Origin of the sequence: Paraburkholderia hospita, assembly GCF_002902965.1 — a bacterium.
Taxonomy (GTDB): Bacteria; Pseudomonadota; Gammaproteobacteria; order Burkholderiales; family Burkholderiaceae; genus Paraburkholderia; species Paraburkholderia hospita.
The window spans coordinates 847033-860762 of record NZ_CP026105.1 but is presented as its reverse complement, the minus strand read 5'-3'; the positions used below and the strand labels follow the sequence as shown (position 1 = coordinate 860762).

Below are 13730 nucleotides of genomic sequence, written 5' to 3'. Positions count from 1 at the left end.
GCAACAGCCGCATCGCTCACACGATGCGGCCGTTTTTTTATGGACAGCGCGTAATGAACCGCTTCCTGAACCGCGCTTATTGAACCGTCTTTGCACCCGAGGCTGGCACCGGCGGCGCGGCATTGTCCGCCGTCACTTCGTTCGAAATCCCGCCCTTCCCGTCGACGGGCAGCTTGACGGTGCGCACCACGCCGTTGCCCATCGGGAAATCGGACATCGCGCTGCGCGCCAGATACGGCATCGCGGCGATCAGCGAAGACTGCTCGTCCGTGTTGCGCGCCGTCACGTTATACAGTTCCTTGCCCGTCGCGCGATCCGTAATGCGGATGCCGAGCAGATGCGTGTACACGGGATAACTCTGGTTCACATAGCTCGGCGAGTACGGGCCCCACGGACCCCATGGGCCCCACGGGTCGAACGGACGGCCCCAGTAGTACGGGCCGGGCCACGCGCTGTAGTAATAGACGGGCTGCGCAACCGTTACGGTATCCGAGCGCATGCCATACGCGAGCGCGACCAGATAGTGCGCCTGGCGCTCGTCGGTCTGTCGGAACGCATGCGTCGCGAGTTCGTTTGCGACGATCTGTTCGTAGGTGGCCTGCTCAAGACTGTTCGTTTGCTCAGCCGTGCGCGCAAACGCGTAAGTGCGCGTCGCGTCGCTGCCGCTCCAGTCGGAAAAAGCCGTCACCTGCGAGGTCACATAGGTCGTGCAGCCAGCCAGCAGCGTGGCGAATGCCGCAAGCACGAGTGCGGCGTGGCGGGTCAATCGGTCGAGCTTCATGGTCGTCCTCATTGGTATCGTCGCTCGCGCCTGCCGCGCGAGCGGCCCGATAATACGCTGACCGGACAAGGCGGTAAAAAGTTCTATCCGCACGATCAGCCTAGGCTTTGTACAATGGTCCGATCACCCGGCGCGCATCTACCAGTATGGATATAACGCGCCGGCTTCGAGCTTATTCCCGACACGACACCATGGCCGATACCGAAACGCCTCAAGTGATCCGCCGCGCCGACTACGCGCCGCCCGCTTTTCTCATCGATACCGTCGCGCTCGAGTTCGATCTCGTGCCCGAGCGTACGGTCGTCAGGAATACGATGCGCATCCGCCGCAATCCCGACGCGGTGCGCGCCACGCATCTCGAACTGATGGGCGAGGCCCTGCAGTTCGTCGAGGCATCGATCGACGGCAAGCCGTATGCCAACGTCCACGCGCACGAGCACGGCCTCACTGTCGACAACGTACCCGATTCGTTCGAGCTGACGCTGACGGGCATCTGCAATGCCGCAGCGAACACGACGCTGTCGGGCCTGTATGTGTCGAGCGGCAACTTCTTCACGCAATGCGAGGCGGAAGGCTTCCGGCGCATCACGTGGTTCCTCGACCGCCCGGATGTGATGGCGACCTACACGGTCACGCTGCGCGCCGACAAGGCCGCGTACCCGGTGCTGCTGTCCAACGGCAACCTGCTCGAAGAAGGCGACCTGCCCGACGGCCGCCACTTCGCGCGCTGGGAAGATCCGTTCAGGAAACCGAGCTATCTGTTCGCGCTCGTCGCGGGCAAGCTGGTCGCGCTGGAGGAACGCGTGAAGTCCGGCTCGGGCAAGGAAAAGCTGCTGCAGGTCTGGGTCGAGCCGCACGATCTCGACAAAACGCGTCACGCAATGGATTCGCTGATCCACTCGATCCGCTGGGACGAAGAGCGTTTCGGCCTGGAGCTCGACCTGGACCGCTTCATGATCGTCGCCGTGAGCGACTTCAACATGGGCGCAATGGAGAACAAAGGCCTTAATATCTTCAACACGAAGTACGTGTTGGCCAATCCCGAAACGGCGACGGACACCGACTTCTCGAACATCGAAGCCGTGGTCGGCCACGAGTACTTCCATAACTGGACGGGCAACCGCGTCACCTGCCGCGACTGGTTCCAGCTGAGTCTGAAGGAAGGGCTGACCGTGTTCCGCGACCAGGAGTTTTCCGCGGATATGGCAAGCGGCGGCAGCACGGTCGAGAATCAGGCGGCACGCGCGACCAAGCGTATCGAAGACGTGCGCGTGCTGCGTCAGATGCAGTTCGCCGAGGATGCCGGTCCGATGGCGCACCCGGTGCGCCCGGAAAGCTACGTCGAGATCAACAACTTCTACACGATGACCGTCTACGAGAAGGGCTCGGAAGTCGTGCGGATGTATCAGACGCTGTTCGGACGCGAAGGCTTCCGGCGCGGCATGGACCTGTACTTCAAGCGCCACGACGGCCAGGCCGTCACCTGCGACGACTTCCGTCACGCGATGGCCGACGCGAACGGTCGCGACCTCGCCAAGTATGAACGCTGGTACAGCCAGGCGGGCACGCCGCGCATCACGGTCGACACGCACTATGACGCGTCGCAAAAGCGCTACACGATGACGCTCACGCAGGGCTACGGCGATGCCGCGGCGGCAGCGCGTGACACGCAGAAGGGTCCGTTGCTGATTCCGTTCGCGATCGGCCTGATCGGCGACGACGGCAACGACATGCCGCTGCGCCTCGAAGGCGAGGCGTCGGCGTCGCCGCACACCACGCGCGTGCTCGAATTCACGGAGAAGGAACAGAGCTTCACGTTCGTCGATGTGGCCGAAAAGCCGCTGCCGTCGCTGCTGCGCAATTTCTCGGCGCCTGTCGTCGTCGAATACGACTACACGGACGATGAACTCGCGTTCCTGCTCGCGCATGACAGCGATCCGTTCAACCGCTGGGAAGCTGGCCAGCGTCTCGCGACGCGCGAGCTGCTGACGCTCGCCGAACACGCGGCAACGGGCAAGGCGCTGGAACTCGACGATACCGTCGTCGCCGCGTTCGGCCGCGTGCTGAACGACGAGACGCTGTCGCCCGCGTTCCGCGAACTCGCGCTGATGCTGCCGTCGGAAGCGTATCTCGCCGAGCAGATGGACGAGTCGAATCCCGCCGCCGTGCACAGCGCGCGCCAGTTCGTGCGCAAGCGTCTCGCGTCGACGCTCAAGGGCGACTGGCTCGCGGTCCACGAACGGCATCAGACGCCGGGCGCCTATGAACCGACGCCAGAAGCAGGCGGGCATCGCGCGCTGAAGAATCTGGCGCTCGCCTATCTCGCCGAACTCGACGATCCCGCCGACGCCGTGCGCCTCGCGAAAGCGCAGTACGACGCAGCGAACAACATGACAGATCGGGCGGCGGCGCTATCCGCGTTGCTGACGGCGGCTGCGTCGAACGGCGGCGCGGCAGCCGCAGACGCACTCGACGACTTCTATCGCCGCTTCGAGAACGAGCCGCTCGTGATCGACAAATGGTTCGCGCTGCAGGCAATGCAGCGCGGCACGAAAGCGCGACCCGTTATCGAGATCGTGCGCAAGCTGATGGCGCATCCTGCGTTCACCCTGAAGAACCCGAATCGCGCCCGCTCACTGATCTTCAGCTTCTGCTCGGCGAACCCGGCGCAGTTCCACGCGGCAGACGGCTCGGGCTATGCATTCTGGGCCGAGCAGGTGATCGCGCTCGACGCGCTGAATCCGCAAGTCGCGGCGCGCCTCGCCCGCGCGCTGGAACTATGGCGGCGCTTCACGCCGGCGTTGCGCGACCAGATGCGCGCGGCACTGGAAAAGGTCGCCGCGCAGGCGAAATCGCGCGACGTGCGCGAAATCGTCGAGAAGGCTTTGGCCTGATTTTCTGACGGTACTGCTGTATGCAAAAGCCGGCACATTTGCCGGCTTTTTTTCATCTGTTTCGCGGAATGCGATTTTGCCTACGCCGCTCTGCTGACTGGTTGCGCGTCGTTGTTGCGATCACACTGAACGTGTTCATTTGATGGTTTACGTTTAACATGACACGTTATACACTTCCCGTGATCTCTACTTTTAATGACAAAGAAACTGCGGCCGTCTTCAACGGCGTATTCGTGCGGTCGCTGCCGCGCGAAGTACAGCTCGCCGCGCGCCGCAAGCTCCTGTTGATCGATGCCGCAGAGTGCATCAACGACATGTTCGTGCCACCCGGCAACCGGCTCGAACTGCTGCAAGGCGCGCGCAGCGGGCAATGGAGCATCCGTATCAACGCGCAGTGGCGCATCTGTTTCCAGTACATCGACGGCGACGCGCTCAATGTCGAGATCGTCGACTATCACTGAATCATGGGAAACCATCATGGTCATCAAACGCTCTGAACTCGAAAACCTCGACTTCTCCGACGTTTCCACCGGCGAGCGCATGCCTGAAGCAACGCCTGGCGACATCCTGCGCAGCGAATTTCTCGAACCGCTCGGCATGTCGGCCCACGCGCTGTCCATTGCGCTGCGCGTGCCCGCGCCGCGCATCAATGACATCGTGCGCGGCAAGCGGGCCATTTCGTCGGAAACCGCTTTGCGTCTGTCGTGCTTTTTCAACAATAGCCCGCTCTTCTGGCTCAACCTTCAGATCGCCTACGACCTGCGTGTCGCCATTGCGGAATCGGGCGAGCAGATTAAGCGCGAGATCGAGCCGCTGCCGCCGTCGCGCCGGCCAAAGCATTCGCAGTTGTCGCGCGAGCAGCTAAAAGCTGCCGAAGACGCAGCGGCCGCGACGCGCAGGGTCGCTGCCTCGCGTTGACGCATTCATCCCGTCGGAAGGCACGACGGGAACGCGACTTCGGACAGCGATTTTTTAAAGTCACGGAACCCGCACATCGAAAGGTTAAAATCAGGGAATTCCCAAGCCTCTCCGGAGTACTGCAATGTCTTTGCAACGTCGTACCACCCTTACGAAGTACCTGATCGAGCAGCAGCGCGAGAACAACAATCTGCCTGCCGATCTGCGCCTGCTGATCGAAGTCGTTGCGCGCGCGTGCAAGGCCATCAGCTATCACGTCAGCAAGGGCGCGCTCGGCGATGCGCTGGGCACGGCCGGCAGCGAGAACGTGCAGGGCGAAGTGCAGAAGAAGCTCGACATCCTGTCGAACGAAATTCTGCTCGAAGCCAACGAATGGGGCGGCAACCTGGCCGGCATGGCATCGGAAGAGATGGAACAGTTCTTCCCGATTCCCGCGAACTATCCGAAGGGCGAATACCTGCTCGTGTTCGACCCGCTCGACGGCTCGTCGAACATCGACGTCAACGTGTCGATCGGAACGATCTTCTCAGTGCTGCGCTGCCCTGACGGCCAGCAGCCGACGGAACAGTCGTTCCTGCAAAAAGGCACGCAGCAGGTCGCGGCGGGCTATGCAGTCTACGGCCCGCAAACCGTGCTGGTGCTGACCACGGGCAACGGCGTCAACTGCTTCACGCTCGACCGCGAGCTGGGCTCCTGGGTGCTCACGCAAAGCGACATGCGTATTCCTGTCGAGACGCGTGAGTACGCGATCAACGCGTCGAACCAGCGCCACTGGCTTGAGCCCGTGCAGCAGTACATCGGCGAACTGAACGCAGGCACGGACGGTCCGCGCCAGTCGGACTTCAACATGCGCTGGATCGCATCGATGGTCGCCGACGTGCACCGTATCCTGAACCGCGGCGGCATCTTCATGTATCCGGCCGACAAGCGCGATCCGTCGAAGCCCGGCAAGCTGCGCCTGATGTATGAAGCGAACCCGATGGCGTTCATCGTCGAGCAGGCTGGCGGCGCGGCGACCAACGGCGAGAAGCGCATCCTCGACATCCAGCCGAAGAGCTTGCATGAGCGCGTCGCGGTGTTCCTCGGCTCGAAGAACGAAGTCGATCGCGTGACCCGCTACCATCTCGAAAAGAAAAGTTGAGAAAAGCACTTGCGTACCGATACAGAGCACTCTATAATCTTGCTTCTTCGTTGCTGACGAACTAACGAAAGCAACAACGGGGCCGGAATAGCTCAGACGGTAGAGCAGCGCATTCGTAATGCGAAGGTCGGGGGTTCGATTCCTCTTTCCGGCACCAGCAGATTCAAAAAAAGCCCAGTCCTCGTGACTGGGCTTTTTGCTTTTCTCTTCCGCTCACGTGTGTCCTGCGTGCATAGCGCCGTTCATCCCAACACCGACCGCGCAATCACCGTCCGCTGAATCTCGGACGACCCTTCGTAGATACGCAAGATCCGCGCATCGCGCACGTAGCGCTCCAGTGGCATCTCGCGCGTGAAGCCGTAGCCACCATGCATCTGCAACGCCGCATCGGTGACAAACGCAACCATCTCCGACGCATAGAGCTTTGCCATCGACGCACTCTGCGTGAACGGCTCCCCCGCCGCGCGCTTCGCGGCCGCCTGCAAGGTCAGCAGCCATGCAGCTTCGAGCCGCGTCTTCATGTCGGCGATCGTCCATTGCAAACCTTGCCGGTTCGACAGCGGCTCGCCGCCAACCCGCCGCCCTTTCAGCCAGCCAATCGCCGCTGACAAGGCCGCCTCCGCAATTCCAATAGACGTTGCGGCCACATCGAGCCGGCTGTTGTCGAGCACTTTCATCGCTGTGCGAAAGCCGCTGCCTTCCGCGCCGAGCCGATTCACAGCGGGGACGAAGCAATCGAGCGCGACTTCGTGCGCCGGCGCGCCGCGAATGCCCATGAGTTTTTCGGCGGGCGCGACATCGACGCCCGGCATATGCCGGTCGACCACGAAAGCGCTGATCCCGCGCGTGCCCGCCTCGGGATCGGTCTTCGCATACACGACGATGAAACCGGCCGCATTGGCGTTCGAGATGAAGTGCTTCACGCCCGTGAGCCGGTAGCCGTCGCCTTCGCGCGTGGCGCGCGTCGCCATGTCGGCGGGATTGGAGCCCGCGCGCGGCTCGGTCAGCGCAAACGCGCCGAGCTTTTTACTGCTGGCCGCGTCGGGCAAATAGCGATCGCGTAACGCATCGTCGCCACCGATCAGGATCGAATCGGTTGCGAGATAGTGCGCGCCGATCATCGACGAAGTCGACGCGCAGGCCTTCGCGATCTCTACCAGCGACAGCACGAGCGCCACCGGCGATGCATCCACCCCGCCCCATCGCTCCGGCAGGTTCATGCCCATCACACCGAGTTCGGCGAGTTGTGCGACGTAACGCGTCGTCGGAAGCTCCTCTCGATCGACTTGCGCGGCGCGCGGCGCAAGTTCGCTTTGTGAGTAACGCGAGATCGCATCGGCAATCTCCAGGTCACTGTCTTCGATGCCCAGCCGCTTATGCATGATCTCGCTCCTCGTTACGATTGACATCGGTCGCACTGATTGCATGAACACCGAACGCGCCGCGCTCGCGCAACGACGCGATGTCGTCGGCGTCATAGCCGAGTTGCTGCAACAGCGCGTCTGCATGTTCGCCGAGCGCCGGCGCAGGCGACACGCAATTGGCCCCGTACGCGGAAAACTTCACCGGCTGCGACGGCATGCGCTTCGTATGTCCTCCGTCTCGCCGCACCTCGGTCAGCAAAGCGCGATGCGCAGCGTGATCGCTTTCCAGCGCCTCCTGAAGATTGCGAATCGGCGCGACGGGAATGCCCGCTGCGCCGAGAATGCGACTGACCTCATCAACGGTCAGCGCCGACGACCACGTCTCGATCGTCGCGCGCAAATCGGCTTCGTGACGGCAGCGTGATGCGTCGCTGGCGAAACGCGGATCGTCGGCGAGATGCGGTGCGCCGATTGCATGCGCAAAAGCCGAAAAGAGCTTGTTATTCAGCACCGCGACGACATAGAAACCATCAGCTGCCCGATACGCGCCGAACGGCGCCGACGACGGATGCCGGTTACCCACGCGGCGCGGCGCGATTCCCGTCGCGGCGTAGCGCGCGACGAGCGTCGCGCTCAGGCCGAGCGTCGCGTCGAACATCGACACGTCGACATGCGTGCCCTTGCCGCTCTTCTCGCGGCCGAGCAACGCAGCAAGCACGCCCCACGACGCGAACAGTCCGCTAACGACATCCGACACCGACTCGCCGATCATCGTCGGCGGGCCGTCGGGCGAACCCGTTGCGTCCATCAGCCCGCACATCGCCTGCAGGATGATGTCGTAGGCAGGGCGATGCGATTCGGGACCCGTCTGCCCGAAGCCCGAAACGCTCGCATACACGAGCGTTGGATTGGCGGCGCTCAAATCCGCGTAGCCGATGCCCAGCCTGTCCGCGACGCCCGGCCGGAAATTCTCGACGACGACATCGGCATCCGCGCACAACGCGCGCGCGAGTTCACGGCCCGCTTCCGTTTTCAGATCGAGCACGATGCTGCGCTTGTTGCGGTTCATCGCGGAGAACAGACCGCTCTCGCCGTCTGCCGCAAACGGGCCGACAGCACGATAGTCGTCGCCCGAAGGCGGCTCGATCTTGATCACATCAGCGCCCAGATCGCCGAGCAGCGCGGCGCAATACGGGCCGGCCAGCACGCGCGAGAAGTCGATTACGCGCAAGCCTTCGAGCGGCAAATTCGCATGTTGCATCGAATGCTCCTTTCAGCAGAGATGCAACGATTCTCGGCCGCACAGGCTATCAAGTAAAATATGGAATCAAACTAGCACCTATAGGATTTCCTGATGCGTGTCTCGTTGCGGCTTCTGCGTTATTTCACGGCGGCGGCCGAAACGGGCAGCACGACGGCGGCCGCAAAACTGCTGAACGTATCGCAGCCGTCCATTTCCGTCGCCATTCGCGAACTGGAAGCGCTGTTCGACGACACGCTGTTCACCCGCGAATCAGGCGCAAAGATGACGTTGACGCGCTTCGGCGTGCGCAAGCTGGCGGAGGCGCATCAACTGCTGAACGCCGCTGCGTCGTTCGAAGCCGACGACAGCGGCGACGCCGCAGCGGGCGAAGTGCAGATTGGCGTATTCAGCACGATCGCGCCTGTTTATCTGCCCGAATTGCTGCGCATCGCGCGCGCACGCTTCCCGGATCTGTCGATACGCTTCATCGAAGGCGATCTCTTGCAGCTCGAAGATGCGTTGCGCAGCAGCCGTATCGAACTCGCGCTGATGTACGACGTAGGCTTGCCCGCCGATATCGAGCGCGAATGTCTTGCGGAACTTCGTCCCTACGCGCTCGTGCCGGCGGAATCGAAGCTCGCGAAGAAAGCGGGCAGGCTGTCCCTGCATGACCTCGCGAAAGAGCCGCTGATCCTGATCGATCTGCCGCACAGCCGCGAGTTTCTGATGGCGCCGTTCTGGCAATGCGGGCTTGCACCCGAAGTGCGTTATCGGGCGACATCGCTGGCGCTCGTGCGCGGGATGGTGGCGAACGGGCTCGGCGTATCGCTGCTGATCACACAAGGCGATCAGGCCGCAACGTCAGGCGCGATCGAGCGGCCCATCCGCGAAGAGACCATTCGCCAGCCGCTCGTGATTGCGCGGCCCGCGCGCGCATCGCGCACGAAAGCATCGGAACTCGTCGCGCAATGCATGCGCGACGCAGTCAACCAGGCGTTGGCAAAACGCGCGGGACAAACGAACAAGGCGGCGGGCACGCGCCGCCGCACTGCGCCACCCACATAGCGCCCTAGCGATGCCAGGCGTCGAGCGTCGCGGGCTGCAACAACCCGCTCGACGCCTGGCGCGCGCCACGCGCGTCGATCAGCAGCGTGCGCGGCATCTCGCCGCGCCAGTTGGGGTCGAGCGCACGGCGCAGCTTCTCGGGGATCGCCTCGGCATTCGCGTAGAGCGCGGTTTGCGGCGGCAACGGCAACGTCGCGAGCACTTGCGACAGCGCGGCCGCGTTGTCGTCGATGGAATCCATCGCGATCATCGTCAGGCGTACGTCGCGATGCTTCTTCTGCCATTCGACGATGCGCGCCGTGTTCTCGCGGCAATAGCTGCAATCGAGCGACCAGATTTCGACGATCTGCGGCCTGCCTTGAGAAGCCGCAAGCACCGCGTCGACGTCGAGCGCGCGCAGCGGTTTGAGATCGACCGCCTGCGCGTTGAAAGCGATAGCGCACGCCGTCAGCGCCATGAAGATTCGCTTCATTTACTTCGCCTCCTCGACGGGCACGAGCATGTAGCCGTTGTTCTGCGTGCGCCACGACAGATAGACGCGGCCGGCGTCGTCGAGCAACTGCGGGTTGTCGCTGCCGCCCGCCGTCTGCGCGAGCGTCCGCGGCGCGCTCCAGTGCGCGCCTTCGTCGTCGGAGCGGCGCAGCATCAGGCGCATCGTGTCGCCGTCGAAATCCTTCCACGCGAGCCACAGCGTCTTGCCTTGACCGATCAACGCCGCGTGCGACGCCTGTTCGTCCGGCTTGCCCGTGTCGCCGAACGCCCACGGCTCGCCAATCGGCTTGCCGTCGGTGGACAGGCGCGAATAGTAGACTTCGGCGCGTCCATTGACGACGCTGAACCACGCCATGTGGCGCACGCCGTCCGGCGTGATCGCGAGCGCCGGGCCGTGCTCGGGGCAGGCTTCCATATGCCAGCCGGAGAATGTGGCGCGAATCGGCACAACGGGCTGCTGCGCGTCGACGGGCAGCACGGCGAGTGCGTGATCGCGGATCTGGCATTCGAACACGTTGCGCCACATGGCCTGCACGCGGCCTTCGCTGTCGAGCGCGAGAGCGATGCGGCAGCACTCGCACGTATGGTCGGCGACCTTGCGTTCGGGCTGGAACGTCTGCCCGCCATCCGTCGATACCGCGAAGTAGACGGCCGCGCCGTCGTACGGCTTGCCCGCCTTTTTTGCCAGCGTCAGATCGCGCTTGTCGATCCACGTAACGAAGAGGCGCCCTTGCCCGTCGACGATCAACGAATCGAAGCGATGCGTGATCGGCTGCCGGTCGCCGTGCACGGTGGCGGGCACGCTCCACGTCGCGCCGCCGTCCGTCGAGCGCGAGAAGCGGACCATGCCCGTGTACGGCGCGTCGAGCGGCATCGACCAGGTCACGTAGATCGTCGTTGCGTCGGGACTGGCGGCGATCTTCGGACGATTCTCGGCGCTCGTGTAGATCGGTTCCGGCATCGCGTTGACAGTAACGGGCGGCGACAGCGTGCGGCCCCGATCGTCCGAATGCGCAACCACGACGTGTTGCCCCTCGACCCACGCAACCCACAGGCGATGCTTCGCATCGAACGCGGCGCCAGTCGCGAGCGGCGTTTTCGCGGGCTTCGCCACGGCGGCGCCCATGTTTATGCCGCCCATGCCGTCCTTACCGCCCTTACTGCCCGCCATGTCCATCTGCATGCCATGCGCGGCGTGCGCGTCGCCCGATGCGTCATGCGCCATCAGCGGCTGCGTCAATGAGAAGCCAACGGCCCACACGGCCGCCCATTTTCTTAAAGCATCCATTTGAGTTCTCCGTAGAAGGTGCGGCCCGGATACGGGTGAAAGACGTAGTAGCGGCGGTCCGTCAGGTTGTCGATGCCAACCGACGCGAGCCAGTGCTTGCCGACCTGATAGCGCGCCTTCAGATCGATCACGAAGAACGAACTGGTGCCGCCGTAGACGTCGGGATTGATGTCGCTGTTGTCGAGCGTGTTGTACTGGCGGCCCGAGTAGCGCAGTCCCACGCTGCCCTGCCACTGCTGCGTGAAGTGGTAGTTCGCGAGCAGGTTGGCCCGCACCACGGGAATGCGCGGGAAGCGCTTGCCGACATACGACGGGTTCGCCGCGTCGGCGAGAATCTTCGAGTGGGTCGCCGTCACGTTCGCGTCGAGATCGAGCCCGTGCAGCAGCACGTTTTGTCCGGAGAATGCGAGTTCGACGCCGCGCACACGCACGCGGTCGACGTTCGAGATGTTCGTGACGGTCGTCGAACCGCTGACGGTCGTCTGACTGTAGATCGCGTCGCGCAGATCGCTCTGGAACACGCTGGCCCGCACGACGCCCACACCGACGTCGCGTTCCGCCGTGAAGTCCCAGTCGATCGCCTTTTCCGGCTTCAGCCCAGGATTGTTGTTGACGATCGCGTTGTTCGAGATCGTCCCCTGGAACAGCTCGGCGACGCTCGGAAAACGCGTACCCGTCGCAAACGACAGACGAAACAGCCAGTCTTGCGTCGCCTGCCATTGCACCGACGCTTTCGGCGACAGCGCGTTCGCGCTGCGGTCCGCGTAACCGAAGGTCGACGAGCCGTTGCCGAGCGCGCCGTCGTACGCGTCCCAGCGCTCGTAGCGCAGGCCGAGCGTCGCGAGCCAGCCGGGCGCGAATCGCCAGGCGTCCTGGCCGTACAGCCCCTGGGTGCGCGTGTCGCCGCGATAGGTGCTGGCGAGCGTCGACGGCGAGCCGTTCAGCCAGTCGGGCGTGTTGTACGTCTCGTTGCGCAGAAAGTAGTTGTCGAAGTGATAGCCGACCGTCAGCGCATGGCCCGCGTACAACGGCGATTCCGCTTTCAGGTCGAAGGTGCGCCAGCCCGTGCCGTCGCCGTAGAAGATCGTGCCGGGGCCGCCACCGTATGCCGCGGGCGGCGCAGTCGTCGACGAGCGCAGCGTGTCGCGCGACACGTCATACGCCGATACGATGCCCGACAGCTTCCAGCCCGAATCGAGCCGTCCGTTCAGCCCGAACGCGTAGAGCCAGTTCTCCTGATCGCCATTGGCGGGCGAGAACGCCGTCGGCGAGATCGTGTAGTTCTTCCCGCCGATCGTTACGTTGCCCGCATAGACGGGGTTGCCCGCGGCGTCCGTCAGAAACGTCTGCGCGCGGTCCTTGTAGTGGTTTTCCCAATGGCCGAGTGTGAGCGTCGCGTCGACGTGATCCGTGATCGCGTAGCCCATGCGCACGCTCTCGTTGATCTGCTCGGTGCGCTCCATCATCTGCGGACCGACGATCACGCGCGGCTGGCCGTTCGGGCCGATGTCCGTGGCCGCGCCCGTCACCGCGACGGGCGCGCCGAGCTTCGCGTTGTACGTGCTGTTGGGGCTCGCGTACTGCAGCGGCTGGCTGTTGTTCTCGAGGCGGTCGAGCGTCAGGGAATACCAGAAACGGCCGACGCGATCGGCGATATGCGCCGTCTCGTGATTGCCGCCGAAGTTCTTCGAGAAACCGTACGCGTCGTCGTAATGCTGCGTGAAAAGCTGCGTATCCAGCGACGCCTCGAGCTTCTCCGGCTTGCGCGTCGTGATCTGCACCGTCGAGCCGATCGAGTTGCCCGGATACAGCGCCGAGAACGGGCCATACAGCACTTCGACCTGCGCGATGTCGTCGGGCGCGATCAGCGACCAGCGCGGCGGATACGCGTAGCTCGAGCCCAGCAGGTTCGACAACAGCAGCCCGTCGGCATAGACGAGACCGCGCGCGCTTTGCAGTTCGTTGAAGTCGCGGCCGGCGAAGACCGAGTTGCGGTCGCCGGTGAAGCGCTTGCGCACCATCACGTTCGGCGCGTACTTGAGGGCGTCTTCCGTGTTGACGATATTGCGCGCGTCGATCTGCTCACGCGTGACGGTCTCGACGACGCCGGGCGTATCGGGCGCGAACGTCGGCGCGGTGCGCGCGGCTGTCACGCTGACGGCCTGCAATGTGTTGGCAGGTTCCGTCAACGAATTCGCGGAGCTGTTCGTTACAGAAGGATGGGAGACCGAAGTATCGGACGCGGAATGGTCGATGACGGCACGATCGGTCGTACTTTCGTCGGCCCAGGCGGGTTGAACGGCGAACACTGCCGCGCACGCGAGCGATAGCCGCGTGCGTGCGGACAGCGCAGCGGAAACGATGCGCATATGAGTCCTGTGGACATGATCGAAGGCGCCATGCCGACCCGGATGTCGCCGCACTGCGCCGCGTGAAGAACACGGGCGGACAGAGCACTCGGGACAAAGAGGCGCGCATGGCGGCCCGCCGCCCGCTACGTCATAACGACGTCAGACGCGGGCAAGCGGACTGGCTGAGACAGCT

11 protein-coding genes and 1 tRNA gene are annotated in these 13730 nt (G+C 63.7%); 6 read left to right on the top strand and 6 right to left on the bottom strand.

Translation table 11 applies throughout. The features are described 5' to 3' along the window. Positions 1–76: 76 nt before the first annotated feature. Positions 77–781: a DUF4136 domain-containing protein gene (locus C2L64_RS03840; RefSeq protein WP_090838051.1), complete on the bottom strand. Its 705-nt coding sequence runs from the start codon at positions 779–781 to the stop codon at positions 77–79. A 191-nt stretch (positions 782–972) separates the two neighbouring features. On the opposite strand from C2L64_RS03840, the gene pepN reads away from it, so the two are divergent. The 5 genes from pepN (at position 973) to C2L64_RS03815 (ending at position 5891) form a co-directional block, all read left to right on the top strand. Further along, positions 973–3675: an aminopeptidase N gene (gene pepN / locus C2L64_RS03835; RefSeq protein WP_090838052.1), complete on the top strand. Its 2703-nt coding sequence runs from the start codon at positions 973–975 to the stop codon at positions 3673–3675. A 158-nt stretch (positions 3676–3833) separates the two neighbouring features. Next, complete coding sequence (locus tag C2L64_RS03830) at positions 3834–4136, top strand: type II toxin-antitoxin system RelE/ParE family toxin (RefSeq protein ID WP_007744150.1); 303 nt, start codon at positions 3834–3836, stop codon at positions 4134–4136. 16 nt (positions 4137–4152) lie between these two features. Continuing rightward, the gene (locus tag C2L64_RS03825; protein ID WP_007744152.1) at positions 4153–4593 is read left to right on the top strand and encodes a HigA family addiction module antitoxin; all 441 of its coding nucleotides are present in this window, start codon (positions 4153–4155) and stop codon (positions 4591–4593) included. Between the two features lie 124 nt (positions 4594–4717). Further along, on the top strand, positions 4718–5734 hold the full coding sequence (locus tag C2L64_RS03820; protein WP_007578138.1) for a class 1 fructose-bisphosphatase: 1017 nt from the start codon (positions 4718–4720) through the stop codon (positions 5732–5734). Positions 5735–5815: 81 nt separating this feature from the next. After that, positions 5816–5891 (top strand) — tRNA-Thr (locus C2L64_RS03815). An 85-nt stretch (positions 5892–5976) separates the two neighbouring features. Here the strand turns inward: C2L64_RS03815 and C2L64_RS03810 are convergent. Continuing rightward, the gene (locus C2L64_RS03810; RefSeq protein WP_090838054.1) at positions 5977–7116 is read right to left on the bottom strand and encodes an acyl-CoA dehydrogenase family protein; all 1140 of its coding nucleotides are present in this window, start codon (positions 7114–7116) and stop codon (positions 5977–5979) included. After that, complete coding sequence (locus tag C2L64_RS03805; protein WP_090838056.1) at positions 7109–8359, bottom strand: CaiB/BaiF CoA transferase family protein; 1251 nt, start codon at positions 8357–8359, stop codon at positions 7109–7111. The genes C2L64_RS03810 and C2L64_RS03805 overlap by 8 nt, the downstream gene beginning before the upstream one ends. A gap of 93 nt (positions 8360–8452) precedes the next feature. Between C2L64_RS03805 and C2L64_RS03800 the strand changes: the two genes are divergently transcribed. Continuing rightward, complete coding sequence (locus tag C2L64_RS03800; RefSeq protein WP_090838058.1) at positions 8453–9406, top strand: LysR family transcriptional regulator; 954 nt, start codon at positions 8453–8455, stop codon at positions 9404–9406. A 4-nt stretch (positions 9407–9410) separates the two neighbouring features. On the opposite strand, the gene C2L64_RS03795 is transcribed toward C2L64_RS03800, so the two are convergent. The 3 genes from C2L64_RS03795 to C2L64_RS03785 are packed head-to-tail and all read right to left on the bottom strand — an operon-like array spanning position 9411 to position 13555. Further along, positions 9411–9878, bottom strand: coding sequence for a TlpA disulfide reductase family protein (locus tag C2L64_RS03795; RefSeq protein WP_090838060.1), 468 nt, complete (start codon positions 9876–9878; stop codon positions 9411–9413). Further along, positions 9879–11123: a sialidase family protein gene (locus C2L64_RS03790; protein ID WP_407671759.1), complete on the bottom strand. Its 1245-nt coding sequence runs from the start codon at positions 11121–11123 to the stop codon at positions 9879–9881. Between the two features lie 50 nt (positions 11124–11173). Further along, positions 11174–13555 carry a TonB-dependent receptor gene (locus C2L64_RS03785; protein ID WP_090838064.1) on the bottom strand — a complete coding sequence of 794 codons (2382 nt, stop codon included), beginning with the start codon at positions 13553–13555 and terminating at the stop codon, positions 11174–11176. Positions 13556–13730: the final 175 nt, after the last annotated feature.

Coding starts and splice junctions, on each gene's coding strand:
- C2L64_RS03840 (WP_090838051.1), bottom strand. CDS start 781: ATGAAGCTCGACCGATTGACCCGCCACGCCGCACTCGTGCTTGCGGCA.
- pepN (WP_090838052.1), top strand. CDS start 973: ATGGCCGATACCGAAACGCCTCAAGTGATCCGCCGCGCCGACTACGCG.
- C2L64_RS03830 (WP_007744150.1), top strand. CDS start 3,834: ATGACACGTTATACACTTCCCGTGATCTCTACTTTTAATGACAAAGAA.
- C2L64_RS03825 (WP_007744152.1), top strand. CDS start 4,153: ATGGTCATCAAACGCTCTGAACTCGAAAACCTCGACTTCTCCGACGTT.
- C2L64_RS03820 (WP_007578138.1), top strand. CDS start 4,718: ATGTCTTTGCAACGTCGTACCACCCTTACGAAGTACCTGATCGAGCAG.
- C2L64_RS03810 (WP_090838054.1), bottom strand. CDS start 7,116: ATGCATAAGCGGCTGGGCATCGAAGACAGTGACCTGGAGATTGCCGAT.
- C2L64_RS03805 (WP_090838056.1), bottom strand. CDS start 8,359: ATGCAACATGCGAATTTGCCGCTCGAAGGCTTGCGCGTAATCGACTTC.
- C2L64_RS03800 (WP_090838058.1), top strand. CDS start 8,453: ATGCGTGTCTCGTTGCGGCTTCTGCGTTATTTCACGGCGGCGGCCGAA.
- C2L64_RS03795 (WP_090838060.1), bottom strand. CDS start 9,878: ATGAAGCGAATCTTCATGGCGCTGACGGCGTGCGCTATCGCTTTCAAC.
- C2L64_RS03790 (WP_407671759.1), bottom strand. CDS start 11,123: ATGGCGCATGACGCATCGGGCGACGCGCACGCCGCGCATGGCATGCAG.
- C2L64_RS03785 (WP_090838064.1), bottom strand. CDS start 13,555: ATGCGCATCGTTTCCGCTGCGCTGTCCGCACGCACGCGGCTATCGCTC.